The sequence below is a fragment of the Arthrobacter sp. 01L42 genome, from assembly GCF_056400005.1.
In genome coordinates, this window is record NZ_JBFTSL010000016.1 from 140736 (window position 1) to 166119 (window position 25384).

The 25384-nt window shown below is 66.9% G+C and carries 23 protein-coding genes and 1 tRNA gene; 10 read left to right on the plus strand and 14 right to left on the minus strand.

The window, feature by feature from the left end; all coding sequences use genetic code 11:
* Positions 1-22: 22 nt before the first annotated feature.
* The 5 genes from dop to AC1DN2_RS14995 form a co-directional block, all read right to left on the minus strand.
* Positions 23-1696 (minus strand): depupylase/deamidase Dop, encoded by a 1674-nt coding sequence (gene dop / locus AC1DN2_RS14975; protein WP_476850914.1) that lies wholly within the window; start codon positions 1694-1696, stop codon positions 23-25.
* Entirely contained in the window at positions 1693-3504 is a 1812-nt protein-coding gene (gene arc, locus AC1DN2_RS14980; protein ID WP_459384756.1) for a proteasome ATPase, read from the minus strand. Before arc ends, dop begins: the two co-directional genes overlap by 4 nt.
* An 84-nt stretch (positions 3505-3588) precedes the next feature.
* Positions 3589-4686: a tRNA (adenine-N1)-methyltransferase gene (locus AC1DN2_RS14985; protein WP_476850915.1), complete on the minus strand. Its 1098-nt coding sequence runs from the start codon at positions 4684-4686 to the stop codon at positions 3589-3591.
* A gap of 101 nt (positions 4687-4787) precedes the next feature.
* Entirely contained in the window at positions 4788-5975 is a 1188-nt protein-coding gene (locus tag AC1DN2_RS14990; RefSeq protein WP_476850916.1) for a site-2 protease family protein, read from the minus strand.
* Complete coding sequence (locus tag AC1DN2_RS14995; protein ID WP_476850917.1) at positions 5968-6765, minus strand: HAD family hydrolase; 798 nt, start codon at positions 6763-6765, stop codon at positions 5968-5970. The genes AC1DN2_RS14990 and AC1DN2_RS14995 overlap by 8 nt, the downstream gene beginning before the upstream one ends.
* Positions 6766-6918: 153 nt before the next feature.
* On the opposite strand from AC1DN2_RS14995, the gene AC1DN2_RS15000 reads away from it, so the two are divergent.
* Together AC1DN2_RS15000 and AC1DN2_RS15005 are read left to right on the plus strand one after the other, a co-directional pair.
* On the plus strand, positions 6919-7824 hold the full coding sequence (locus tag AC1DN2_RS15000; RefSeq protein WP_476850918.1) for a PAC2 family protein: 906 nt from the start codon (positions 6919-6921) through the stop codon (positions 7822-7824).
* A gap of 168 nt (positions 7825-7992) precedes the next feature.
* Entirely contained in the window at positions 7993-8511 is a 519-nt protein-coding gene (locus AC1DN2_RS15005) for a DUF1269 domain-containing protein (protein ID WP_476850919.1), read from the plus strand.
* Between the two features lie 71 nt (positions 8512-8582).
* Here AC1DN2_RS15005 and mshC read toward each other — a convergent pair whose 3' ends face one another.
* Positions 8583-9863 carry a cysteine--1-D-myo-inosityl 2-amino-2-deoxy-alpha-D-glucopyranoside ligase gene (gene mshC / locus AC1DN2_RS15010; RefSeq protein WP_230011252.1) on the minus strand — a complete coding sequence of 427 codons (1281 nt, stop codon included), beginning with the start codon at positions 9861-9863 and terminating at the stop codon, positions 8583-8585.
* Between the two features lie 15 nt (positions 9864-9878).
* Positions 9879-10712, minus strand: coding sequence for an undecaprenyl-diphosphate phosphatase (locus AC1DN2_RS15015; RefSeq protein ID WP_476850920.1), 834 nt, complete (start codon positions 10710-10712; stop codon positions 9879-9881).
* Positions 10713-10762: 50 nt separating this feature from the next.
* On the opposite strand from AC1DN2_RS15015, the gene AC1DN2_RS15020 reads away from it, so the two are divergent.
* Positions 10763-11698 carry an aldo/keto reductase gene (locus AC1DN2_RS15020; protein WP_476850921.1) on the plus strand — a complete coding sequence of 312 codons (936 nt, stop codon included), beginning with the start codon at positions 10763-10765 and terminating at the stop codon, positions 11696-11698.
* A 24-nt stretch (positions 11699-11722) separates the two neighbouring features.
* Here AC1DN2_RS15020 and AC1DN2_RS15025 read toward each other — a convergent pair whose 3' ends face one another.
* Positions 11723-11995: a hypothetical protein gene (locus AC1DN2_RS15025; protein ID WP_223916379.1), complete on the minus strand. Its 273-nt coding sequence runs from the start codon at positions 11993-11995 to the stop codon at positions 11723-11725.
* A gap of 39 nt (positions 11996-12034) precedes the next feature.
* Between AC1DN2_RS15025 and AC1DN2_RS15030 the strand changes: the two genes are divergently transcribed.
* On the plus strand, positions 12035-12268 hold the full coding sequence (locus tag AC1DN2_RS15030) for a DUF5703 family protein (protein WP_018772920.1): 234 nt from the start codon (positions 12035-12037) through the stop codon (positions 12266-12268).
* 71 nt (positions 12269-12339) lie between these two features.
* On the opposite strand, the gene AC1DN2_RS15035 is transcribed toward AC1DN2_RS15030, so the two are convergent.
* Together AC1DN2_RS15035 and AC1DN2_RS15040 are read right to left on the minus strand one after the other, a co-directional pair.
* The gene (locus tag AC1DN2_RS15035) at positions 12340-13503 is read right to left on the minus strand and encodes an acyl-CoA dehydrogenase family protein (protein WP_476850922.1); all 1164 of its coding nucleotides are present in this window, start codon (positions 13501-13503) and stop codon (positions 12340-12342) included.
* 16 nt (positions 13504-13519) lie between these two features.
* Positions 13520-14836 (minus strand): M20/M25/M40 family metallo-hydrolase, encoded by a 1317-nt coding sequence (locus tag AC1DN2_RS15040; protein WP_476850923.1) that lies wholly within the window; start codon positions 14834-14836, stop codon positions 13520-13522.
* A gap of 164 nt (positions 14837-15000) precedes the next feature.
* Here AC1DN2_RS15040 and AC1DN2_RS15045 point away from each other — a divergent pair.
* From AC1DN2_RS15045 to AC1DN2_RS15065, 5 genes are all read left to right on the plus strand, one after another.
* Positions 15001-15083, plus strand: a tRNA-Leu gene (locus AC1DN2_RS15045).
* A 641-nt stretch (positions 15084-15724) separates the two neighbouring features.
* The gene (locus AC1DN2_RS15050) at positions 15725-16198 is read left to right on the plus strand and encodes a hypothetical protein (RefSeq protein ID WP_476850924.1); all 474 of its coding nucleotides are present in this window, start codon (positions 15725-15727) and stop codon (positions 16196-16198) included.
* Positions 16199-16263: 65 nt separating this feature from the next.
* Positions 16264-16749, plus strand: coding sequence for a hypothetical protein (locus AC1DN2_RS15055; RefSeq protein ID WP_476850925.1), 486 nt, complete (start codon positions 16264-16266; stop codon positions 16747-16749).
* Positions 16746-17711 (plus strand): hypothetical protein, encoded by a 966-nt coding sequence (locus AC1DN2_RS15060; RefSeq protein WP_476850926.1) that lies wholly within the window; start codon positions 16746-16748, stop codon positions 17709-17711. The genes AC1DN2_RS15055 and AC1DN2_RS15060 overlap by 4 nt, the downstream gene beginning before the upstream one ends.
* Positions 17712-17734: 23 nt before the next feature.
* Positions 17735-18592 carry an oxygenase MpaB family protein gene (locus AC1DN2_RS15065; RefSeq protein ID WP_476850927.1) on the plus strand — a complete coding sequence of 286 codons (858 nt, stop codon included), beginning with the start codon at positions 17735-17737 and terminating at the stop codon, positions 18590-18592.
* 173 nt (positions 18593-18765) lie between these two features.
* On the opposite strand, the gene AC1DN2_RS15070 is transcribed toward AC1DN2_RS15065, so the two are convergent.
* The 3 genes from AC1DN2_RS15070 to AC1DN2_RS15080 all read right to left on the minus strand — a co-directional run bounded on the left by AC1DN2_RS15070 (position 18766) and on the right by AC1DN2_RS15080 (position 23584).
* Complete coding sequence (locus tag AC1DN2_RS15070) at positions 18766-20745, minus strand: APC family permease (protein WP_476850928.1); 1980 nt, start codon at positions 20743-20745, stop codon at positions 18766-18768.
* A gap of 121 nt (positions 20746-20866) precedes the next feature.
* Positions 20867-22036: an AI-2E family transporter gene (locus AC1DN2_RS15075; protein WP_476850929.1), complete on the minus strand. Its 1170-nt coding sequence runs from the start codon at positions 22034-22036 to the stop codon at positions 20867-20869.
* Positions 22037-22066: 30 nt separating this feature from the next.
* Positions 22067-23584 carry a CYTH and CHAD domain-containing protein gene (locus AC1DN2_RS15080; protein ID WP_476850930.1) on the minus strand — a complete coding sequence of 506 codons (1518 nt, stop codon included), beginning with the start codon at positions 23582-23584 and terminating at the stop codon, positions 22067-22069.
* Positions 23585-23824: 240 nt separating this feature from the next.
* On the opposite strand from AC1DN2_RS15080, the gene AC1DN2_RS15085 reads away from it, so the two are divergent.
* Positions 23825-24094, plus strand: coding sequence for a hypothetical protein (locus AC1DN2_RS15085; protein ID WP_476850931.1), 270 nt, complete (start codon positions 23825-23827; stop codon positions 24092-24094).
* A 130-nt stretch (positions 24095-24224) separates the two neighbouring features.
* Here AC1DN2_RS15085 and AC1DN2_RS15090 read toward each other — a convergent pair whose 3' ends face one another.
* Complete coding sequence (locus AC1DN2_RS15090; RefSeq protein ID WP_476850932.1) at positions 24225-25283, minus strand: alkaline phosphatase family protein; 1059 nt, start codon at positions 25281-25283, stop codon at positions 24225-24227.
* Positions 25284-25384 lie beyond the last annotated feature (101 nt).

Here is a 25384-nt window from a genome sequence, read left to right on the forward strand (position 1 = left end):
GCGCCCGCGGGGGGCTTTGTTTTCAGGAACCGGGGCTGAGCCCGAGCAGTTCCGCCAGGAACGTCCCGGCCTCCCGGTGCCTGGCAAACAGGCCGCCGGTGAGGGCTTCGGTCCCGCGCAGCGGCTCGCGGGTAGGGACCCGCTGGAGCCTGCCGCGGCCGGGGACATCGAAGATCACCGAGTCCCAGCTGGCCCCCGCGAGGTCTGCACCGAACCTGCTGACGCAGCGCCCGCGGAAGTACGCCCGCGTGTCCGACGGCGGTTCGGTCACCGCACGGGCAATCGCGGCGTCGTCGACGATTCGGTGCATCCGGTCGCGCGCCAGCAGCCGGTAATAGAGCCCTTTTTCGGGGCGGATGTCGGCCCACTGCAGATCCACGAGGCCCAGCCGTGCGTTGTCCCAGCCCAGGCCGTCACGCTGGCGGTAGCCCTCGAGCAGGGACAGTTTGGCGAGCCACTCGACTGAGGATGCGGCCGCCGCCCGGTCACCGCCGAGTTCGCTCAGCGTGGCGGACCACCGCTCCAGGACCTCGTGGGTGTGGCCGTCACCGTCCACGGCGTCCGCGACGCCGGTGTCCTGCGCGTGCTTGGAGGCGGCCTCGAAATAGATCCACTGGAGGTCCAGGGCGCTGATCCGCCGGCCGTCGCCCAGGCGCAGCAACCCGGTGAGCGAGGTGTCGTGGCTGACGGCCTGCAGCGCGGCGACGGGCTCATGGACTTCGATCCGCGGCGCCAGCCCGGCCTCGATCAGGCTCAGGACCATCGCGGTGGTGCCGAACTTGAGGAAGTTGGAGGCCTGGCTGAGGTTGGCGTCGCCGATGATGACGTGCAGCCTGCGGTATTTGTCCGCGGTGGCGTGGGGCTCGTCCCGGGTGTTGATGATGGGGCGGCGGATGGTGGTTTCCAGGCCCACTTCGGTTTCGAAGAAGTCAGCGCGCTGGCTGATCTGGTAGCCGGCCCGGGCGCTGTCCTGCCCGAGGCCCACCCGCCCGGCACCGCAAATGATCTGCCGGGTGACGAAAAACGGTGTGAGGCCGCGCACGATTTCGCCGAAGGGCACCGAGCGGGGCATCAGGTAGTTCTCGTGCGAGCCGTAGGAGACCGACTTGTTGTCCGTGTTGTTCTTGTACAGGTTGATGGGCGGCAGTTCGGGATCCGCAGCGAGGCGCCGGACCGCGGCCAGTGCCACGAGGTCGCCGGCGGCGTCCCACGTGACGGCGGCGCGGGGGTTGGTCACCTCGGGGCTGGAATACTCCGGGTGGGCGTGGTCCACGTACAACCGTGCGCCGTTGCCCAGCACCATGTTCATCAGCAGCGTGCCGGACTCGTCCTCGCCGTCGGCCTCGAGTTCCTGCCGCCCGTAGGCGAGGGCGATCGCCTCGGCGTCGAGGACGGGAGGCTGGTCGGTGAGTTGTTCCGGGTCCGCGCTGCTGCGCTCCAAGGTCCAGCCGCGGGCGTCGTGCAGCGGTTCCTCGTCCGTGTAGTCCCACCGGGTCTCGGCGCCGCCGGCGGCCCGCTGCCGGGTCACCTGCGCGTACGCCTGAATGACCCGGGCTGACATCATCGTGGCGTTGGCTCCCGGGGCCGAGGGCGCGTGGATGCCGTATTCGGTCTCCGATCCCATGACCCGCATCGCCCCGCCGACCGGCAGCCCGCCCGCGGTGTCGGCGGGCTTGCCGGGGACAACAGCCGTCACAGGTACTGGCCTGTGCTGGGCATCGTCTCGATGGACTTCCCGGGCTCCTGGCCGGCCTTGCCCTGGACGATGGTGCGGATGTACGTGATGCGCTCGCCCTTCTTGCCGGAGATGCGTGCCCAATCGTCCGGGTTGGTGGTGTTGGGCATGTCCTCGTGTTCACGGAACTCGTCCACGACCGCCCGGAGCAGGTGGTCGATCCGCAGGCCCTTCTGGCCGATGGTCAACAGGTCCTTGATGGCGTACTTCTTGGCCCGGTCCACGACGTTCTGCACCACGGCGCCGGAGTTGAAGTCCTTGAAGTAGAGCATTTCGGTGTCGCCGTTGGCGTAGGTGACCTCGAGGTATTCGTTGGACTTCTCCGTGGAGTACATCGCCTCGACGGTGCGTTGGACCATGGCGTCCACGGTCGCCTGCACGTCGCCGTTGTGCTCGCCGAGGTCGGACTCGTGGAACGGCAGGTCCGTGGTGATGTACTTGTTGAAGATGTCGGCCGCGGCCTCGGCGTCGGGGCGCTGGATCTTCACCTTCACGTCCAGGCGGCCAGGGCGCAGGATCGCCGGATCGATCATGTCTTCCCGGTTCGAGGCGCCGATCACGATCACGTTGTCCAGCCGTTCGACGCCGTCGATCTCGCTGAGGAGCTGCGGGACGATGGTGGTTTCGACGTCGGAGGAAATGCCAGTGCCACGGGTGCGGAACAGCGAGTCCATTTCGTCGAAGAACACCACCACCGGGCTGCCCTCGGACGCCTTTTCCCGGGCGCGCGCGAAGATCAGGCGGATGTGGCGTTCGGTCTCGCCGACGTACTTATCGAGCAGCTCGGGTCCCTTGATGTTCAGGAAGTAGCTCTTCATGTCCGTCTTGCCGGCGCGCTCGGCGGCCCGGGCGGCCAGCGAGTTGGCCACGGCCTTGGCGATCAGGGTCTTGCCGCAGCCGGGCGGGCCGTACAGCAGGATGCCCTTGGGCGCCTTCAGCCCGTGCTCCCGGTACAGGTCCGGGTGCAGGAAGGGCAGTTCGACGGCGTCGCGGATCTGTTCGATCTGCGGGCCCAGTCCGCCGATGTCCTGGTAGGTGATGTCCGGGACTTCCTCGAGCACGAGGTTCTCCACTTCCGAGCGCGGGATCTTTTCCAGCGCGTACCCGGTCCGGGAATCAATCGAGAGCGCGTCGCCGACCCGGAGCCGCTGGGCGAGCAGGGCACCGGAGAGCCGGATGACCCGCTCCTCGTCGGCGCGGCCCACCACCAGCGCACGGTCAGGCCCCAGCATTTCCTTGAGCGTGACGAGGTCCCCGGCCCGCTCGTAGCCGAGTCCGGCGACCACCATCAGGGCCTCGTTGAGCAGGACTTCCTGCCCGACGGCGAGCTGGCTGATGTTGACCAGCGGGCTGATCCCAACCCGCATCTTGCGGCCGGCGTTGAAGATATCCACGGATTCCTCCGTGGCCGCCTGGCCGCTGTTCCCGGCCGTCGGCTGCCGTTTGGGGTTGAGCTGGAGGATGGTGCCGAAGCTGTACGGTGGCTGTCCCTCCTGGTCGAGGGCGTTTTTCAGCCGAAGGATCTCGGCCTTGGCCGTTTCCAGCATGCTGACCAGTTTGGAGTTGTTCTGCGTCGCGGCGGCGAGCTGGCGGTCAATGTGGCGGAGCTTGTCCCGGAGGATGTTGACCTGCCGCTCGGCGACGGACAGTTCATTGGCGGCATACCGGTCACCCTCGCCGGCTGCGGCGCGGGCCGCATCCGTGCGGGCGGCAGCATCCGCTGCGTCCTCGGCCGGTGTGCGGCCCGGGTCAGTATTCGGAGTCTCCATCGTGCATCAGCCCCTTCCTGCTCTTCTGTTAAGACCATAGCCCTAAGAAGGCGGGTGCCGCTGGAGACATCCGAAATATGCTGCCTAGTTCGTTATCTCCGGGGCGTCGACGACGTTCGTTCCGGCGATTGCGTCGCGGGCGGCGCGGCGCAGCTTTTTGTCCGAGACCGCACGCTCGCCCACAGCGCCCGGGGTCCAGGCGTTGACGTCTTCTTCGTTAAAGTCGGTCTTGGAGGGGCGGCGCTTTACCGAAATGCCCGTGACGCCGTCGGCGAGGCGGCGGGTTACCAGCAGGAAACCCGTGTGGGCGACCATGCGGTGGTCCGGGCGGACGGCCAGGCCTTCGAGATGCCAGCCGCGGACCATGGATTCCCACGCGTCGGGTTCGGTGAAGCGTCCGTCCGCGCGGATGGCTTCGGCTGTCCGCGAAAGCTGCGTCACAGTCGCGACATAATTGATCCACACGCCGCCGGGGGCCAGGACGGTGGCGACGGCGTCGAGGCATTCCCACGGCGCGAGCATGTCCAGGACCACGCGGTCCACGGAGCCGGGTTCCTCGGTGCGCACCACTTCCTCCTGGAAGTCGCCAAGGGAGATCTTCCAGGCCGGGTGCGGTCCGCCGAAGATGGTCTCGACGTTGCCGCGGGCGATGTCCGCGAACTCCTGGCGGCGTTCGAAGGAATGCAGGTAGCCGTTGTCCCCCACCGCGCGCAGCAGGGAGATGGACAGGGCGCCCGAGCCGACACCGGCTTCGACAACGCGTGCGCCCGGGAAGATGTCCGCCATGGTCACGATCTGGCCGGCGTCCTTGGGGTAGACGACGGCCGCGCCGCGGGGCATCGAGAGCACGAAGTCCGAGAGCAGCGGACGCAGCGTCTGGTACTGCTGTCCGACGTTGTTGACCACCACTGAGCCGTCGGGCTTGCCGATGATCTCGTCATGGTTCAGGAAGCCCCGGTGGGTGTGGAAGGCCCCGCCGACTTCGAGGGTGATCGTGTTCATGCGGCCGCGCTCGTCCGTGAGCTGGACGCGTTCGCCTTCGCGGAAGGGTCCGCGGCGGCGCGCGGCGCCGGTGGCACCATTAGCGCTGGCGGCAGTGCTGCCCCCGGCGGTGGGAGTGTCGGTGCCTGCGGCGGCGGTGGTGTTGGCAGTGTTAGTGCCTGCGGCGGTGTCGCTGCTCATGAAGATGTTCCTCGCTCCTGTAAAGCTGTGTGGCCGCGGACATGCCGGCGGGCACCGGTCCTTGCGCGTGGGGGCCGGAAATTCACGACCGCCCAGTAACTCTACCGGTTCTGCCCCTGGTTCTGGCGTTCGTTCCGGTACTTGCCCGTTATGGCCCGGACGACGGCGGACTGGCGCAGCAGCCCGGTGACGGCGCCCTCGCGGTTCACCACCGCGTACTCCTGGCCTTCGAGCTGGGCCAGGTACTGGACGAGCTCCTGGCCCTTGGACCATTCCGGGACATAGGCGCCCGCGCCAAGGGGGTAGGAGACCGCGGTCAGGGCGGTCGCTGCGGCCAGTCCGGCAGGCACACTGGCTGCGGCGCCGGCGTCGACGATGGCCACGGGACGGCCGTCCCGGTCGCACAGCACCACGGTGGGCTTTCCTGCCGGCGCCCGGTCCAGGAGGTCCGCGACCGTCGCGGTTTCCGGAAGGCCGAGGGCGGGTTCGGCGAGGGCCGCGGCGTCGACGAGGTGCAGCCGGCCCCGCAGGCGGGCCTGCTGGATCGCGGCCGACGCCCCCATCCACAGGAAGCTGCCCACCAGGGCGGTGATGAGGGTGAAGGAAATATCCGGACGTGCGCCGCTGACCAGCGGCAGGACTATGAACCACAGGGCGAGGGCGATCACGATGATCCGGCCCGCCCAGCCTGCCGCAATTGTGCCCTTCTCCTGGCTGCCGGTGGCTTTCCACACGGCGGATTCGACCAGCCGGCCGCCGTCCAGCGGAAGGCCGGGAAGGACGTTGAAGATGCCGATCAGCAGGTTGGCCCAGACGAAGATGTTGGCCAGGATGTCGGCCACGCCGTTCAGGTTGCCGTAGGCAAGCGGGAGCCAGCCTGCGCCGGCAAGGACGAAGTTCGCGGCCGGGCCGGCCATCGCCACCAGGACGGAGCGGCCGGGTGAGGCCGTGAAGCTCTGGAACTGGGTGTGGCCGCCCCAGAGGTTGAGGACAATTTTCTCCGTGGGCCAGTGGAACAGCTTCGCGGTCAGCGCGTGCGCGAGTTCATGGGCCAGTACGGAAATCAGGAGCAGCAGCGCGTAGGCGAAGGCGACGAAGAAAGCGGTGACGCCGAGGCGCGGATTGTTGCTCTGCAGGACCGGCCCGTAGGCGATCACCGTGAAGGCCGCGATGATGAACCAGGAATACGCCAGAAATACCGGAATGCCGGCGATCCGGCCCAGCGGAATCCCTTCCCGGCGGTTAGCGGGAGTCTTTCCGGGTTGCCCCTGGCTGCCGGTGTCAGCCACGGGCGTGGCCCGCGGTCGAGAGTGTGGTCGAGACCGTGGTCGAGACCGTGCCTAAGCGGCCGGTTGGGTCCGCGGCGGCGCCGAAGGTGGCGTCGGGGAAGTCGTGCCGCAGGGCCACGAGCTCCTCCAGGTCAGCGACTGTCCTGCCCTCCAGGGTGTTCCAGGTGGCGCGGCGGGGATCGTGCGGGAGGGGCAGGATGTGCGGGATGGCGACCGTGACGACGCCGGAGGCCACGGCGGCGGCGACACCCGGCACGGAATCTTCCAGGGCCACGCAGTGGTGCAGGCCGAGCTCGGGATCCTGCTGCTGCAGGAGCTCAACGGCCGTGAGGTAAGCCTCCGGGTGCGGCTTGCCCTGGGTCACAGTGTCTCCCGTGACGAGGAACTCGAAGTAGGGCTCGGGCAGGCTCGCAACGATCTCCCGGGCCAGCGGGGCCTCGGACATGGTGACCAGGGCGCAACGGACGCCGGCGTTGTAGAGTTCGTCGAGCAGTTCGCGGGCCCCGGGCCGCCAGGGAATGGAGCTCCGGACCTGGCTGATCACGTGGCCGGTGAGGGTGTCGATGATCTCGCGCCGTTCCAGGGTCACGCCGGCTTCCTGCAGGATTCCCGCAGAAAACATCAGGGACTGTCCCACGAGCTGCATGGCCTGTTCGTGGGACCATTGTCCGCCGTGGGCTTCGACGAGTGCGTGTTCGGCTGCGATCCAGTAGGGCTCGGTGTCGACAATGGTGCCATCCATGTCCCAGAGCGCTGCTTTAAGGAGGGGCCGGGAAGCTGAGGATCGCATGCCTTCCAGTCTACGGGGAAGCCCGCGGCCGGGCGCCCGCGCTACGCCTACGGCGAATTCCGCGCGCCTGACCCTGGGATTCCGGGCGGAAATTGCGGTTCCTTGGCGCGCGATTGCCTGCGCGCGGCGGGTTCTTGGACGTAGGGTGATGGCATGAACAGCTTCGAGGCAGACCCCACCGAACCAGGCGCCGTCTCCGAGCCGGAGCGGCTGCTGCAGCCAGTCCCCGAGGGCCGGCGCATCACCGTCATGCTCGCGGCCTTCGAAGGCTGGAACGACGCCGGAGAGGCCGCCAGCGATGCCCTGCGCTACCTTAACAAGCTCTGGGGCGGCAAGAAGGTCGGGGCGATCGACGCCGACGAGTACTACGACTTCCAGTTCACCCGGCCCACGATCCGGCGGACAGCGGCCGGTGAGCGGAAGATCAAGTGGCCGTCCACGCGGATCTTCAAGGCCAGCGTCCCCGACTCGAATGTGGACGCCATCTTCGTCCAGGGCACCGAGCCGTCCTACAAGTGGCGTGCCTACACCGCGGAACTGCTGGTACATGCCGAGGCGCTGCATGTCGACTACGTCATCCTGGTCGGTGCGCTGCTGGCTGACGTGCCGCACAGCCGGCCCATTCCGGTCAGCACCTCCACGGACGACGCCGCACTGCGTGAGCGGATGGACCTGGAGGCCTCGCAGTACGAGGGCCCGGTAGGGATTGTGGGCGTGCTCGGCGAGGTGGCCCTGCTGGCCGGACTCCCGACCGTGTCGCTCTGGGCGGCCGTGCCGCACTATGTAGCCCAGGCCCCGTCGCCGAAGGCGCAGCTGGCCCTGCTGCACCGGGTCGAAGAGCTGCTCCAGGTCCCGCTGGACACCACCGAACTCGTGGAGGAGGCCGACGCGTGGGAACGCGGCGTGGACGAGCTCGCTACAGAGGATCCGGAAATTGCGGCGTATGTGCGCCAGCTGGAGGAGGCCAAGGACACCGCCGACCTTCCGGAGGCCAGCGGTGAATCGATAGCCCGCGAATTTGAGCGCTACCTCAAGCGCCGGGGCAAGGACAAGCCCTAGCCCGCGTCCCGCTTTTCCCTCCCCCTTCCCCCTCCCACCTTTCCCGCGCACTTCCCCTATGGGGGTCTTCCCCCGGACCAGAGTCTTATGACCCTGCCGGCGGCCGCCTGTCGCGGCGAGAGTTGGACCTGGCCGCGACGCCGGCCAACACCGAGTGGAGGGCACACCATGACAGATCACAACTACATCTTGTTCGTGTCGTCGTACGCCGACGAGGGCTCGGCGGCAGAGGATTTCAAGGCGATCAAGGGCATGGATGACGCGGCCGTCGCGGCTGCCGTCGTCCTGTCGCGGGACTCATCGGGCAAGACCGAGGTCAAGGAGCACGGCGGCGGACTGGTCGCCGGGGGCACCAAGGCCGGCGCAGTCGGCGGGCTGGTGGTCGGACTGTTCGCTCCGCCACTGCTGCTGTCCGGCGTGATCGGTGCCGGGATCGGCGCCGGTGTGGGTGCCATCAGGAAGCGGCACGAGGAGAAGTCCATCGGCGTCAACGCGGAGGAGTTTCTGCCGCCGGGCTCCTCGGCGATCGTTGCCATCGTCGATGACCTCTACCTCGACCGCGTCGACAAGGCGATCAGCAAGGCCACCAAGAAGGTCAGCAAGGCTGTCGACAGTGGTGACTACGACGCCGTCGTCAAAGCCGTGAACGAGGGCGACGAGAAGATCATCGAAGCCGCTTCGTCCTGACCGGCCGACGCAGCCACCGTGGAGACGGCCGCTGGGTTTTGGGATATTCCTCCGGGCCGACCGAAAACCGGTTAGAGTTCGACGCCGAGCAGGGCGTTGACGGCGTCGCTCACCAGCGCGGCGTCCGTGGCCGAGGCCTCCCCCGGGGCTGCCAAGGCGGCCTTGGCCCAGGCGTCGACGGCGGCGAGTGCGCCGGGCGCGTTCAGGTCGTTGGCCAGTTCGGTCCGCAGCCTGCCAAGCAGGGCCGCGGCGGAGCTTTCCGGCGCCACGGCGAGGGCCTCGCGCCAGGTGCGGAGCCGGTCTTTGGCCTCGGCGAATCCGGCGGCGGTCCAGGACCAGTCCGTGCGGTAGTGGTGGGCCAGGATCGCGAGGCGGATCGCGGCAGGTTCTTCCCCGTCAGCCCGGAGCCTGGAAACCAGGACAAGATTGCCCTTGGACTTGCTCATCTTCTCCCCGTCGAGGCCCACCATGCCCGCGTGCGCGAAGTGGCGGGCCAGCGGCACGCCCGCCAGCGAGTACGCGTGGCCGGCGCCCATTTCGTGGTGCGGGAAAATAAGGTCCGAGCCGCCGCCCTGGACGGTAAACGGCTTGGGCAGGTACTCCTGGGCGATCACGGTGCATTCGACGTGCCAGCCGGGCCGGCCCTCCCCCAGTTCGCCACCGGGCCAGCTGGGCTCGCCCTCGCGGGCAACCCGCCAGAGCAGCGGATCCAGCGCCTGGCGCTTCCCGGCCCGGCCAGGGTCGCCGCCGCGTTCGGCGAAGAGTTCCAGCATTTCGGCGTCGGAGAGTCCGGAAATGGATCCCAGGGTCCAGGCGTCGACGTCGTCCGTCGAGTGCTTCCCGGCGGCTTCGACGTCGTAGTAGACGTCGCCGTCGGGCTCGCCGCCAGCGCCGGGGACGCGGTACGCGAGCCCGTTGCGCAGCAGGCGCTCGATGGCGGGAACGATCAGGGGAACGGCCTCAACGGCACCGATGTAGTGGTCCGGGGCGAGGACGTTCAGGGCCTCCATGTCGGTCTGGAACAGCTCGATTTGGCTCGCGGCGAGGTCGCGCCAGTCGACGCCTGTGGCCGTGGCGCGCTCCAGGAGGGGATCGTCGACGTCGGTCACGTTCTGGACGTAGGCGACGTGCTGGCCGCCGTCCCGCCACGCGCGGTTGAGGAGGTCGAAGGCGACATAGCTGGCCGCGTGGCCCATGTGCGTGGCGTCATAAGGGGTGATGCCGCAGACATACATGGACTGCTCACCCGTGGCCTCCAGGGTCACAATTCCGCCCTTGGCGGTATCGAAGAGGCTCAGGGCGGGCATGCTGCCGGGGAGCTGGGCAACAGGGCGGGAGGTCCAGGATTTCACAGACCAAGCCTAGTGCTAGGCACTGATGACATTGAAACCGAGCAGCAGGAACAGGGACATTCCCAGGATGATCCGGTACCAGACGAAGAGCCGGTAGCCGCGGGTGGAGACGTATTTCAGGAACCAGCCGATGATGACGTAACCCACAATGAAGGCGATCACGGTGGCCAGGGCGGTTTCCGGGAGACCGTACGGGCCGGTGATGCCTTCCTTGGAGACCACCTTGTACAGCTGGTACAGGCCGCTGCCGAAAACGGCAGGGATTGCCAGCAGGAAGGAGTAGCGGGCCGCCGCCTCACGGGTGTAACCCATCAGGAGCCCGGCGCTGATCGTGCCGCCGGAGCGGGACACACCGGGGAAAAGGGCCAGGGCCTGCGCCAGTCCGTAATAGAGCCCATGTTTGTAGGTCAGCTGCGTCAGTTCACGGTCCTGCCGGCCGATGGTGTCGGCTACCGCGAGGACCATGCCGAAGATAATCAGCATGGTCGCGACGCCCCACAGGCTTCGGAGTACCGATTCGATCTGGTCCTGGAACAGCAGGCCCAGGACGATGATCGGGATGCTGCCCAGGATCACCAGCCAGCCCATGCGCGCATCCGGGTCATGCCGGGACACTTTGCCGGTCAGCGAACCGGCCCAGGCACGGATGATCCGCAGGATGTCGCGCCAGAAATAGACGATCACCGCGGTCTCGGTGCCCAGCTGCGTGATGGCCGTGAAGGCGGCGCCGGGATCGGACGCTTCCGGGAGGAAGGCGCCGACAATCCGCAGATGGGCGCTCGAGGAAATCGGGAGGAACTCGGTCAGCCCCTGTACCAGGCCCAACAGAGCCGCTTGTATCCAGTTCACGTTTATAGACCCTACGTTACGAAGCAGCCCGACCCCGTAAGCTAGCTGACATGCAGCAGCGTTATGTCGGCAACAGTGGGTTGCGCGTGTCCGCCCTATCCCTCGGCACCATGTCCTGGGCCAGGGAAACCGAGGAACAGGATGCCGCCGCCCTGGTGCGCTCCTTCGTCGATGCCGGCGGAACCCTGATCGATACAGCGGCGTCCTACGCCGACGGGCAGGCCGAGGCGATGCTCGGCGGAATACTGGGCGACGTCGTGGCGCGCTCCGAAGTGGTGATCTCCACGAAGGCCGGACTGACGACGGCGGACGGTCGCCGCAGCGTCGACACGTCCCGCAACGGGATGCTCTCCGGGCTGGACGCGAGCCTGGCCCGGATGGGAACCGATTACGTGGATCTCTGGTTCGCGCACGCGTGGGATCCGAATGTTCCGCTGGAGGAAACCCTGTCAGCGCTGGACCATGCGGTGCGGTCCGGCCGGGCGCGTTACGCCGGTGTCTCCAATTTCAACGGCTGGCAGACGGCAAAGGCCGCCGCAATCGCGGGCTTCCCCCTCGTGGCCAACCAGTCCGAATACTCGCTCCTGCAGCGCAACGCGGAGATGGAACTCATTCCGGCCATCGAGGACGCGGGGCTGGGCCTGATGGCCTGGGCTCCGATGGGACGCGGCGTCCTGAGCGGCAAATACCGCGGCCACATCCCGGCTGATTCCCGGGCCGCCAACCAGCGGTTGGCGACGTACGTGGAACCCTATCTCGAGGGACCGGCGTCCAGTGTGGTGGAAGCCGTCGCCATGGCGGCGAAGGGGCTCGGCCGGACTGCCCTGGATGTGTCGCTGAGCTGGCTGTTGTCCCAACAGGGGGTGGCAACCGCTGTCGTCGGCCCCCGGACACCGGTTCAGCTCAAGGAGATCCTGGATTCGGCGCTCGCGCCGCTGCCGCCGGAGATCGCGCAGGCGCTCGAAGACGTGTCCGACCCCGGCTGAGGCCGCGGAGATCCGCAGGTCCCCCTAGTTCTCGGAATTCTCGAGGATCTCGAGGTCCTCTTCGTCGTCGACATCGTCTTCGTCGCCGTCTTCGTCGCCGTCGATTACTTCGAGCGGCGTCACTTCTCCGTACGCCTCATACAGGGCATCGTCGTAGACTTCAAAGGCATCGGCAACGGCGAAGAATGCCGCCTCGACCGCGGGATCCCCGTCACTTCTGCGGGCGGAGGCCGCCGCCAGGTGTTCTTCCAGTGCAGAGGTCAGGGACTGAAGCGCGACACGCGGATCGATGCTCATGACTTCACGTTAGTCGGAAAAAGACGAAAATGGAGAGCAATGAAAGAACATTTTCTGAGCAGCTCGGTCCGGCGGGAACGGGACTATGTCAAGCAGTACGAGTACCTCGTTCTGACGGTCGGCCCTGAGGATTCGCTCCCCGAGGCCCGCCGCCGGCTCGTGGAGCATTCCGAGTACGGCAAATGGGAACTGGAACGCAGCCGTCTTTACGTGGGCGGCGGGCGGCGTTTCTGGCTGCGCCGGAAAGTCATCCAGGTCCAGCGCACCGTCTAGGCCGCACACGGATCCCGGCCGCGCACCGGCCGGGACCGGCAGCAGCGAACGCCGCGGGGAGTCCTGGGCGCCTAGGGTGTCTCCAGCGGGCCCAGCCAGGCGTTCGCCACGGTATTGTGCGCCGACTCGTCATCTGATGGGTGGAACATGCCGGCGAGCACGTCCCGGTACAGCCGCTCCAGCTCGGAGCCGCGGAAGTAGCTGGAGCCGCCGGATACCCGGATGGCGAGGTCCACCACGGTGCGCGCCGTCTCCGTGGCCCGGACCTTGAGCCCCACGAGCCGGGGGAACCATTGGCTGCCGTGGTCCGCGAGGGCGTCGACGTCGGCCGCCACGGAGGACAGCTGCGGATAGAGCGCATCCATGGCCATCGCCGCCTCCGCCACCTTCCAGCGGATGTCCGGGTCCTGGGCGTAGCTGCGGCCGCCGTTCTTGAACGATGTCCGGCGCTGCACCGCTTCCACCCCGAGCGTGAGGGCCCGTTCGCCGATTCCGGTGTACACCGCGGCGAGGAGGGTCTCGAAGCAGGCGAAGATCGCGAAGATCAGGGGGTCGGCGTTCGGGCCCACCGGCAGTTTCCGGAAAATCCGTTCGGCCGGGACGACGGCGCCCTCCAGGAGGGTCGTGTTGGACTGGCTGGCGCGCATGCCGAGCGTGTCCCAGTCGGGCAAAATTTCGTAGCCGGGGGTTTCCCGGGTGATGAACCCGTGGACCAGTTCCCCGGCGCCGTCCGCGGCATTGGCGTCCTTCCCGAAGATGCCCAGCCGGGTCCACGCCGGTGACAGGCTGGTGAAGATCTTGCGGCCCGTGAAGCTGTAGCCGCCGCCAGGCAGCGGGACGGCCTCCGTGCGGGAATCGAACAGCACGGAGTCGTTGCCTGCCTCCGAATTGCCGAAGGCGAAGACCTCACCCTGTGCCGCTTCCTGGAGGATGAAATCCAGCGAGGAGTCACCGCGGGCGGCAAGGACGTGGGCGACGCCGGTCCACACCAGGTGCATGTTGACGGCCAGCGCCGTGGCCGGCGCCGCGGTCGCCAGCCGGCGTTGCAGCTGCGCCGCTTCCGCAAGCCCGAGTCCGAGTCCGCCGTCGATCACCGGGACGAAAATTTTCAGGTAGCCGGCCGCCGTGAGATCCGCGAGGTCCTCGTGGAAGAAGGCGTTATCGCGGTCGTAGCCGGCGGCGCGGCCGCGGATCCGTTCCAGCAGCGGACCACTCAGGATGTCCTCGGGCGTCATGGCAGGCGGTGTCCGCTCAGTAGTTGGTGAGCAGGGTGTCCAGCACCCGTGCGCCGAATTTCAGGGAATCCGCCGGGACCCGTTCGTCGACGCCGTGGAACATGCCGGTGAAGTCGAGCTCGTCCGGCAGCATCAACGGGGCGAAGCCATAGCCGGTGATGCCGAGCCGGCTCAGGGACTTGTTGTCGGTCCCGCCGGAGAGCGTGTACGGCAGCACCTTGGCGCCCGGATCCTCGGAATGCAGGGCATCGATCATCGAATCGACGAGGTTGCCGGCGAACGGCACCTCCAGCGAGACATCGTTGTGCACGTAGCTGATGTCCACTCCGGTGCCGGCGAGTTCGCGCACGATTTCCAGCACCTGCTGTTCCTGCCCGGGCAGGGTCCGGCAGTCGATGAGGGCCTCGGCCGATTCCGGAATGACGTTGTGCTTGTAGCCGCCTTTGAGCAGGGTGGGGTTGGTGGTGTTCTGCAGTGTGGCGCCGACAAAGCGGGCCACCGTGCCGAGTTCCTTGAGGATCTTCTCCGGATCGTCGGGATCGAATTCGACCCCGGTGAGTTCGGTGACGCCGTCGAGGAACTGCCGCGTGGTCGGCGTGAGCTCGATCGGCCAGTTGTAGGCACCAATCCGGGATACCGCGCCGGCCAGCCTGGTCACGGCGTTGTCGGTGTTGATCTGGGAGCCGTGGCCCGCGCGGCCGTGGGCCACCAGGCGGAGCCAGGAGAGGCCCTTTTCCGCCGTCTGGAGCAGATAGGTGCGCTGGCCGCCGATGGTGGCGGAGAAGCCGCCGACTTCGGAGATCGCCTCCGTGGCGCCCTCAAAGAGTTCGGGCCGCTTCTCGACGGCGTAGCGGGCGCCGTAGGTGCCGCCGGCTTCCTCGTCGGCGAAGAACGCGAAGATGAGGTCGCGCTTGGGTTTGCGTCCCGTCCGGGCGAAGTTGCGCAGCACGGACAGGATCATGGCGTCCATGTCCTTCATGTCCACGGCGCCGCGTCCCCAGATCAGGCCGTCCTTCAGTTCGGCGCCGAAGGGGTCAACCGACCACTGTTCGCGCAGGGCCGGGACGACGTCCAGGTGGCCGTGGACCACCAGGGCGCTGGCGGAGGGGTCCTCCCCCGCCAGCCGGGTGACCACGCTGGCGCGGCCGGGGGCTGCTTCGAAGATTTCGGCGTCCAGCCCGACTTCGGCCATGAGCCCGGCGGTGTATTCGGCGGCCGCGCGTTCACCGGGGCCGGAGCCGTCGCCGTAGTTGGATGTGTCGATCCGGATCAGCTCCTGGCAGATCCTGACGACCTCGTCCTCTGGCCTGGTTTCGGTCCGGGTGTCAGTCATAGCGGCTCCTCGTGGCGGGTGGCTCAATTGCTTGCTTCAGCCTACCCACACCACCCCCGCGGACCCCGATTATTTGTTTCCGGAAAAGTCGTGCTAGAGTCTTTCTCGCTGCTTCCGAGAAAAGCAAAACGCTGAAAGGCGAAACGAACTCGGAATTACCACCTGCGCGGGTGGCGGAATGGCAGACGCGCTAGCTTGAGGTGCTAGTCCTCGAAAGGGGGTGGGGGTTCAAGTCCCCCTCCGCGCACAAGGGAAAACCCCTGGAATCCACGGATTCCAGGGGTTTTTTTCTGTTCTCACCCATGCGGACTCTAGCTCCTCGCTCCCCCGCACACTGAAAAGCAATACACGCCGACCCGATCAGGGGCCCACCGACGTGCTCGCCAAAGAGTGCCCGCACAGCGTTCTCGCCCCGTGGTCGCTGGCGTAGAGTCTGCGCAACAGACTTGCGAGCGGATCGAGGAAGATAAATGACAGTTAAAGGCTGGAACCCGCTGGTGCTTTTGCCCGTCGCGTTCATCGTCGTGTTCGTGGTTTGGGCGGCTCGAGGGGCCCGAGGCCGGAAGTCCAAGGCCTAACGACCCGTTGAGCCGCTGTGCGCCCGCCGGGCCAACCAAAAGACCGCATCCCTGCCGGCCCCCCAAAAGCTCCTGCAGGAATGCGGCCGTCGTGGCGTCAGCCGGAGCGCGGCTCCCCTGACGGGCAGCCCTCCGGCTGCGTGCCTCCACGATGGAGGGAGTACCGGAGGCGTGGACCGGTAGCCCCCGGTGCAGAAATAGACATGTCCAATTCTGTTTTCAGAGAGTAATGCAAAATTGTTAGACATGTCCAATCGGATGATACTGTCGTCTGCATCCACCCTTTCGACCGCAGAAAAGGAGCCGCGCGATGAACGACGCGTCAGTCGATTCCGGGCCCGGCGCGGCACTCGCAAGGAAGCTGAACCTGCTCCTTGATTCCTCTGAAGCGGCCGGGAAGAAGATCACGTTCAACGACGTCAGCGCCGCCATGAAGGCGGCCGGCACACCGATCTCCCGCGCCCGCTGGCACTACATGCGCACCGGGTCCGGGCCTGAGGTGAAGAAGACCGAGCTCCTGCAGAACCTCGCAAAGTTTTTCGGCGTGAACCTCGATTACCTGCTGCACGACCGGGACGGACTCCCCCAGAAAGTCGAGGCCCAGCTCGACCTCCTGGCCAGCATGCGGGCCAACAAGGTCCGCAATTTCGCCGCCCGGCAACTCGGCGGCCTGTCGCCCGAGACGCTCCTTCAGATCCGGGACCTCATCGACGAGCAGCTGGCAGAGACGAACGTCACTTCTTCCGACACACCGGGCGCCGGAAAGGCCCCTGAACAGGGCTGATACGCTCCTCCTTGGAGTCAGGGGGACTCCGGCCCCTTATCGGACCATCCCAAGGATCAGCACCCATGGACTACAGCGTCGCCCGAGCGCGGGCCCGGACTGCGGAAGAAAGCCTGCGGCTGCAGGAGCCGGTCTCCATGCGCTCTATCCAGGCCCACCTGGAGACCGCCAGCGGGCGTCCGATTGTCATCAAGCCGATCGACAACACCCCAACCGACAAGGTCTGCGGCCTGTGGTTCGGACTGGACAACCTGGACCTCATCCTCCACGCCAAGGCGGCGTCCGAGGTGCACCGAAAGCAGATCGTCCTGCACGAGTTCGCGCACATGGTCCTCCGCCACGAGCAGGAGGAGCTCTCGCACGACTACGCCAAGGTCTTCTTCCCGGACCTCGACCCGGCGCGCGTCGTCACGGCCCTGAAACGCACCGACTTGCTCAGCGAAGTCGAAGTAACTGCCGAACTACTTGCCGACCGCCTGGCTGCTCGGATCAGAAGGTCCCAGCGGCGCGCCGGCGGGCAGCCGGGGAATTTCGGCACGGTCTTCGGATGATGCAACTGGTCATCGCCTCTGCGCTATATCTGCTCGCTGTTTCCCGCATCCCTGCGATGCTCCGCTTCGGCAAAGACACGGTCTTCTTTTCCGGCATGCTTACCGGCACCGCGGCGCTCCTGACTTCACCGGCGGTTTACATCTTCGTGGACCAACTGGTGGGCGGGCGCAACTTCGCCAAGCTCTTGCTGCACACGCTCTTGGTGTTCGGGCTGTGGCAGTTGCGGGTCGGTGTCCTTCATGCCATCGCCACGGGATCCAAACGGCAGCGCACTAAATACCGGGCCCTCCCGATGTATCTGACGCTGGTCCTGCAGGCCGTCTTTTTCTTCGCCGCCGACGTTGGACCCACGACGACGCATTTCGGTGACGATTACAATGTCCGCCCTGCAGGGGCGCTATTCTCGGCGACAGTCTTGTCCTACACCGGCTTCGTATGCGCCGAACTCGCCCTGGTGTGCCGCCGCTTCGTTCCGCGTATGCACGGGCCTTTCAGGGTCGGGTTCACCATGGTCGGCATCGGCGGCGCCTTCGGGGTGCTGTCTGCAGCCTTCATGACCCTTGATGTACTGTCGAACGCGATGCCTGCCATGGCAATGTGGAACTTCCACTCCACACCCCTGTACCAGGTCCTGCAACTGATCCCGATCGGCCTGATCGGGCCCGGCTTGTCCATTCCTGCCTGGGCCGGGCGCGCCGAACGCAAGCGCACCGAGCGGTGGGAACAGGAAACCCTGGCCCGGGTGCAGCCTCTCCAGGAACGCGCACTCCAGACGGCGGGCCTGGACCGGGCACTGGAGACGGATACCGGCGCCCCGGCTCAGGACCGGCTTTATCGGCTGATCGTGGAGATCTGGGATGCTGAGCTGGCCATGGGCGGAGGGGCCTCCGCACTGACCCCCGAGGAGCGTGCTTACCTGCTGACCGTCGAACACAAACTTGACTTGGAACGGACATCTTGAGGATCCCTACAGAAAAACTTTCCATGCTCACCCACTGCTCCCGCCGGGACGGCACCGCGCCTGGCACTGACAGCGCACAGCTCTACCGGGACATGGTCCTCTATACCTTTGCGACCGAAATTCGGGCCGGCTTCTTCATCGCCTACTACCGGAACTTCGCCATCCCCTCCATCGCCAAGACCCTGGCCGCCCGCGGCGAGACCGCCGCGCGGCCCATGAAGCGCTCTTACGACACCGGCATTGTCATTCACGAACTCATCGTGAACGGCTTCGACAGCAACCGCGGCCAAAAGATGCTGGATCTACTCCGCCGGGTCCATCGGGGCGTCCCCGGAAGCGGGGAAGATTTCCTGTACCCGCTACTGACCCTGCTGGTCATCCCGCTGCGCTGGATTGATGCGCACGGCTGGCGGAAGCTGACTGCCAGGGAGCGGGACGCCGCCATGGAGTTCTACACAGAGCTCGGCGCCCGGATGGGACTGGAGGTGCCGGTGCCCGCGACATTCGCCGAAGCGGCGGCTCTCATGGATGACTACGAGTCCCGACACATGGCGGCCAGCCCGGAAGGCGCCCAACTGCTTGACGCTACCGCCGCGGCCCTCGCCGTACGCCTGCCACGGCTGCTGAAGAGTAAGACCACCGCGGTCATTGCCCTGCTCATGGACAAGCCGGAAATCGTCCCGGCGCTCGGCCTGGAACCCGCGCCGGCCTGGCTGCGCCGCGTGTTCCATGCGGTTCTGAAAATCCGCGCCGTCATCGCCCGCACCCGCCCGGTTCCCACCAGACCTTCCTTCATCCCGGGAACATCCGGCAGTTCCGTGTACCCGGAGGGCTACACTCTCGACCAGATCGGCCCTTGGGGGAAATCGGCCAACGTCTGAGGCCCGGAGATGGCCGAGCGGCTGGCCGCCGTCGACCCTGGGTGGACCCGGCGCAGCCGTGACGGCCTGCGTGCTGACCGAAGACGACGACGCGGACAACGACGACGTGCGAACAGCCCCGCCGGAATCTGAATCCCGGCGGGGCTGTTCGTGGTGGTTATCGTGCGTTGTGCCTAGCCCACGTGAATGGATGGCCGGCGTGCCTGGTTGGGCTCGGTCTCGCGGAGGATTTCGCGCACCAAAGGCGCGGTGTCGCCCTCGCCCAGGAACAGGTACCGCATGAGGTGGCCGACGGGGCTGCCTTCGGACCACTCGAAATAGCACTGGGGCTTCGTGCCGGTTGAGTCGCGCATGGCCAGCAGGACCGCCGCGATCGCGTTCGGCACGGCCGGGGACTTCACCCGCAGGACCCGGTAGCCGTCCACTTCGACGCCTTCGACCCGCAGCGTGTGGCTGAACGCCGAAGGATCGGAGATTTCCACTTCCAGGAAGATGACATCCGCCGGGCCCGGGACGGGGTTCAGCCCGCGCTGTTCGTACTCTTTGTCCGCGTACTCAGCCTTGTCACCGGCCTGGCGTTTGTTGGCGATGACGTTCAGTTGCCCGTCGAAGGCAATCGAATCGGTGATGAACTGCCGGGCTGCCGCGTCGAACTCGATGGTTTCCAGCCGCAGTTCGGTGGTGCGCTGGACCCGGGAGATGAGCGAGACGACGATGATGCCGGCGATGAAGAACGCCGAGATCGCGATGCCGTCGGGCTTTTCGATGACATTGGCGCCCAGCGCGTACAGCAGGACCAGGGTCAGCGCACCGAAGCCGATGGTTCCGGCACGGCTGTGCCGGCGGATCGCGGAGACGGTCACGGCGACGGCTCCGGATACCATCATGGCCAGGATGCCGGTGGCGTAGGCACCTGCCTGGGCGTTGACGTCGGCGTTGAAGGCGATGGTGATGCCGACGCTCAGCACGGTGTAGACGATGACGACCGGGCGGACGGCCCGGCCCCATTCCGGCGCCATGCCGTAGGCCGGCAGGTACCGGGGCACGATGTTGATGAGCCCGGCCATGGCGGAGGCCCCGGCGAACCAAAGGATCAGGGCGCTGGAAATGTCGTAAACGGTGCCGAACCCGGCGCCGAACAGGTCGTGGGCGAGGAACGCCAGGGCGCGGCCGTTGGCCTGCCCGCCCTCCTCGAACTCCTTGGCCGGGATCATGACCGTGGTGAGGAAGCTCGTGGACATCAGATAGACGCTCATGATGGCCGCCGCCGTGGTGAGCAGCTTGCGGGTGTTCCTGACCCGGGACGCCATGACCTGCTCGGGGCTGTCGCCGGTGGCCTTGATCAGAGGCATCATCGAGACGCCGGTCTCGAACCCGGACAGGCCCAGGACCAGCAGGGGGAAGGCGATGACGGCGGGCCCGATCAGGTCCATGGGGCCGCCGCCGGCGCTGGCGAGCAGCCGGTCGGTCCAGCCGGCGATCAGGGACGGTTCGGAGAGAACATGGGCGAATCCTGCGGCGACGACGGCGGCGTTCAGGAGCAGGTAGACGGCCACAAGAGGAATGGCGACGCCGACGGCCTCGTTGAAGCCGAGCAGGAACACCCCACCCAGGATCAGCAGCAGGATCACCGTGATGATCACGGCACTGCCTTTCAATCCCGCAGGCACGATCGGGTTCTCGAGCAGGTGCACCGTCGCGTCGGCTCCGGAGAGGGTGATGGTGATAATCCACGAGGTCGCAACGAACCCGAGCAGCAGCAGCACGAAGAACTTGCCGCGCCAGAACGGGAGCAGCTTCTCCAGCATGGCAACCGAGCCCTGCCCGTGCGGGCTCTCCTGCGCGACCCGGCGGTACATGGGCAGCATGCCCAGCAGGGTCAGGGCCACAATGAGCAGGGTTGCCAGCGGCGAGAGGGCACCGGCGGCCAGGGCGGCGATACCTGGAAGGTAGGACAGGGTGGAGAAATAGTCGACGCCGGTCAGGCACATGACTTTCCACCAGGCGTTGGGCTTGTGATCTTCCTCGGCTTCGGGGCCGGCGGGTGCGACCTGGTTGGCCAGTAGCCAGCGGACCAGGGGCTTGTGGTCCGGGCGGTCGGCCTGCTTCAGGTCAACTTGCGCCGGGACGGCGTGGTCAGAAGTGGTCTGCATCGGATCTTTCTGTTGGTGGCCGGGCGTGTGCCGGGCAGGAGCAAGTCCTGGGAACCGGTCAATTGTAGTGCCGGGTCCCCGTTGCCGCGGTCAGCTTCAGGCAGCGTCCGGAACGGCGGGCCTACCGCGGCTCCGGTCCGGGCAGCTCTGGTCCGGGCAGCTCTGGTCCGGGCAGCTCTGGCCCGGCCAGCTCAGGTCCGGCCCGCTCCGGCCCGGGCGGCTCAAGTCCGGGCAGCGGGTCCTTGCCGGTCCATGTCTTCACGACCGTCCACGTGACGGCGGTGATCGGCACGGCCAGCAGCGCGCCGACAATGCCGGCCAGTATGGTGCCCGCCGCCAGGACGAGCAGTATCGCCAGGCCGTGGATGCTGAGGACCCTGCCCATCAGGACCGGCTGCAGGAAGTGGTGTTCGAGCTGGTTCACGCCGATGACCACGGCCACAACAATGAGCGCCTGGACCAGCCCGTTGGAGACCAGCGCGACGACAATGGCGAGGGTTCCTGCGACGGTAGCACCGACGATCGGGATGAATCCGCCGATGAAGATGAACACTCCCAGCGGCAGGGCCAGCGGCACTCCCATGATGGCGAGGGTGATCCCGACGACGAGACCGTCAACCGCGGCCACCATGGCCGTGCCGCGGACATACCCGCCCAGGACGACGGTACTGCGATCCGCCGCCAGCCGTGCCCTGGCGCGGTGGTCGGCCGGCAGCATGCCAATGAGAAAGGCCCGGATTTCGGGACCGTCCTTGAGGAAGAAGAACAGGGTGACGGCCATCAGCACCGCGCCGGTGAAGATTTCCACCGCGGTGCGGGCACCGGTGAGGGCTTCTGCACTGAACGTGCTCGAGGTGAAGAACTCCCGCACCGAGTCCATGACGGCGGTGATCTGTTGGTCGCTGACAGGGACAGGTCCGTGGTTCAGGAATGAGTGCAGTTGCTCGACCCCCGCAGCGGCCCGGGCCGTGAGCTCGCCCCACTGGTTGGAGACCAGAATGACGATGCCGGCGATGACGCTGCCGAAAACGGCGAGAATGGCCACGAACGAGGCAACCACCGCGAGGGCGCGCGGCCAGGCGTGCCCGGTGAGCCAGCGGACCAGCGGGGAGATCGCTGCGGCCAGGATAACGGCGATGAGGACGGGGATGATGACGAGCGGGATGCGGCTGGCGGCCCAGATGATTGCCCACGCGAGGGCGGACACGGCGAGGACCTGCACGGAGCGGATGCTGGCGCGGCCCAGTCCGTCCGACCAGATGGCCGGCATTGCGTTGCGGGGTTCGATCATAGGGGTTCTCCCGGCGTTCGGACGCGGCGGCTAGGCCCAGCGCAGGGGTTTCGGCCTGGACTGTTGCCACGCATCGTAGAACCGCAAGCGGGCTTCGTTGCCGCGCTGCTGCTCGAGGGCGTGCAGGCGCCCGAAGGTAAATCCGCTGCCGGCGGCATCCGCGGCCTGCCCCGCCAGCACCAGTAGGGATTCCCGGGTGACGACGCTGTCCTGGAAGTCTCCGAGGATCTCCTGGATGCCCTCCGCGGCCCGGGCAACGTTCGTTGCTTGAGTGCCGAAAATGGGGGTAGCCGCCTCTGCGGCATAGCGCAGCCGCTTGGCAGCCTTCCGAACTTCATGCAATGCGGCATCCTGCGGTGTCCCGCCTGTGCCGCCGTCAAGGGACCGGACCGCCGCCTTGAGGCGTTTTCGTTCCGCGGAGACGAGCCGGCCAACCGTCCCCGGCGCATCATTGCCTGCCCCGGCGCTCAGCGGAGGTACCGCAAGGAAGGCATCGAGGGCATCGAGGAGGCGGAAGTAGCGGGTGCTGTCCAGCGCCGCCAGTCCGGCGGCAAGGCCCTGTTGCTGGACAGTGCCGAGGTGCTCCTGGATCTGCTGCGCGACTGGCCCGATCAACAGCTCCGGAGGTTCGGCACTGATCATTTGCGTCAGCCGGGCACGGATGACCTCGGCGTCCCGGGCCTGGCCCACGTTGCCGGCGAGCCACTGGAGCTCGCCCCTAAGGAACCTGGCCGACGTCGTATCTGTGAGCGTTCGAAAGGTTGCCAGTGCCGACCGCAGCCGGCGGGCGGCCACCCGGAATTGATGCACGGCATCGGGCGCATTGACCCGGACGCGAGGATCATGCAGCTTCACGGCGCGTATCTGTTGGGATACGTAGGAGAGCATGACGTCCGAGGCCGGCCCGCTCGGGCTCGGTTTCGGAACCGTGCCCGGATTCTCCGGATAGTCCGGTCCGAGCGCCCGGGCGAGCTTGGACGGGTGGGTGGCGATGGTGACTCCCTCTGCGGCGCAGAGAGCGTCGGCGTCCTGCAGCAGCCGACGGGGGCCGCCGGCGAGCTCCAGTTCCCATTCCCGCCACCGCGACGGTCCCGCGCGGGTTAGCAGGGATTGGGCCTCGACACGGTCGTCACTGAAGTTGGCAAGGATTGCGCCGTCGGCGGCGTACAACGGCGTGACCCTCCGGCTGGTCCGGATGTGTGCAACCGGCATCAGCGCGTGGCAGCGGGTGTGGACGAGCACCAGCTGCCGCAAATTTTCCGGCACGGCATCCTGATCGCCGCCAAGCGGCTCCCGAATCGCCCGGCGCTCCCCCACGGCGACCGGCAGTTTGAGATGCCATCCTGCATCCGGACCGCCTGACCGCCGGCACAGCGTGATCCGTTGCCTGGCCAATGCCAGTGCTTTGGTATCAAAGTAGACGGCGTCCAGCATTTCGTTGACGGGCTGCCCGGCGCGATCTACCCCTGGGATTGATGCCAGTGGCGGGAGGGCGTCGGATTCCGAAGGGCTGTACTTGCGTTCCACCTCGATCGCGTCGGCGGCCATGCTTCATTTTAGGAACTCCCGCACGCGCCGGGCGTGTGCCCAAAGGCCCCTATCGGAGGAGATTGTCACGGAAACCGGGCGCTGGGGACGGGCGGCCGCCCAGTTCAGGGCCGCGGCCCTCCGTAAGGCACACAGACGCGCGGTATGAGGCTGGAAAAATGACTTGCCCGGGCATGCGGCGGCGAGTAACTTTCGGAGCAGTGGGCCGGCGGACCGCTGGCCCCCTGCGAGAGGACCGCCATGCCAACCATAATCGGCCACCACGATGTCAAGGACAAGGATCATTGGCTTGCCTCGCCGAAGCGCGAAGAGGTGTTCGGCCCACTGGGGATCACCAATATTCGTACGTTCGTCAACCCCGAGAACCCGACGCAAGTCGCAGTGATGATGGATGTCCCTGACGTGGATGCCCTCATGGCCGCGATGCAGAATGACGTAATGGGCGAGGCGATGGCCTACGACGGCGTACTGCCCGAGACCCTGGTCTTCCTCGTCGAGGCCACGCCCTAGCTTCACCCGGGCGGACACCGCCGGCGGTGCAGGCGGATGTGGCGAAGCTCCGGTCAAATAGCGGTTGACCGGAGCTTCGGGTCCATTATGGGCAGTGGTTCCTGTGTATTGGCCGGGAATAGGCTGACCGCTAGTGGTTCAGCAATTCACCCATGAGCGGCGCATTGCGGACATCATCGGTCAGGGGGCTCAGCCCCCACACGTCCTCGATGGTGTGCAGCAAGGAATAGTGCGAGTAGGCGGCATTGGATGTGAAGTGCTTCCGCGCTGCCGGGCCGGCAAAAACCGTAGCCACCCGGTTGTCGTCTTTGCTGCCTTCATCCCACGTGATCACCAGCAGGGAGTTCTGCGTCGTGAAGGCCGGGGATCCCAGGATCCTCGGCACTTCGCGGGCGAGCCAGTCGTCTCCGGTGCCGATGGAGCAGTCGTGGGTGTCGTTGCACATGTCCGGGCTGATGAAAGAGTAGTCCGGCAGGGTCGACGGCGACCGCAGGTCCTGCCCCAGCCGGTCATACGGAACAACATGGTCCGAGCAGGAGGCCACGTCGTCCGTCACGGCAGGGTAATACATGAACGGATTATGCTTCACCGCATACCGGCGGGAGTCATGCGCGGCGCAGGGCGCGGGCATGCCCTCGGCGTACATTTTCCAGGTCCGTCCGGATTGGGTGATCTCATCGGCGATCGAGCGCACATCGGCGGTGCACGAGTCCGGCTTGCAGTCGCTGGTGATGCCCGCGCTGGTTCCGCTCGTGAGGGCGAGATAGTTGGGCAGGCTCGGGTGGGTGATGGCCCGGTAGTTGGCGGCCACGGAGAATTCCGCCGCAAGCTTGTTGAAGTAGCCCGCTTCGCTGGCGCCCATGATCTGCGAGGCCGCCTTGTTCTCCTGGACGATGACCACAATGTGCGCGATTCCGCCGCTGGCCTGCCCGCCCGGAGCGGGGTGCGGGGCCGGCTGCGCGAAATACGGGGATGGTGGTGGGGTCGCGGCGGGCGTGTCCTGGCCGGGGGACGTGGGCGGCGATTCGGTCCCCGCCGGCCCGGCAGGCAGGGACCCGGCCGGTGGGGACTCGGCAGATGGGGACTGCGAAGGCGGGCCGGCCTGGAGGGGCTGCACCGACGTGCACCCCGCCAGCAGCATCGCCAGCGCCCATCCGCCGGCCAGGGAGAGTCGGCCGATCCGCGTCATCGGTCCATGCTAGCGGCCGGTATTGGTGCGGCCAATGCTGTCTGCATTCCCGGCCTCAGGCCAGGCTCAGGTCAAGAAGCTGCCCGCGCCCGGTCCACGGC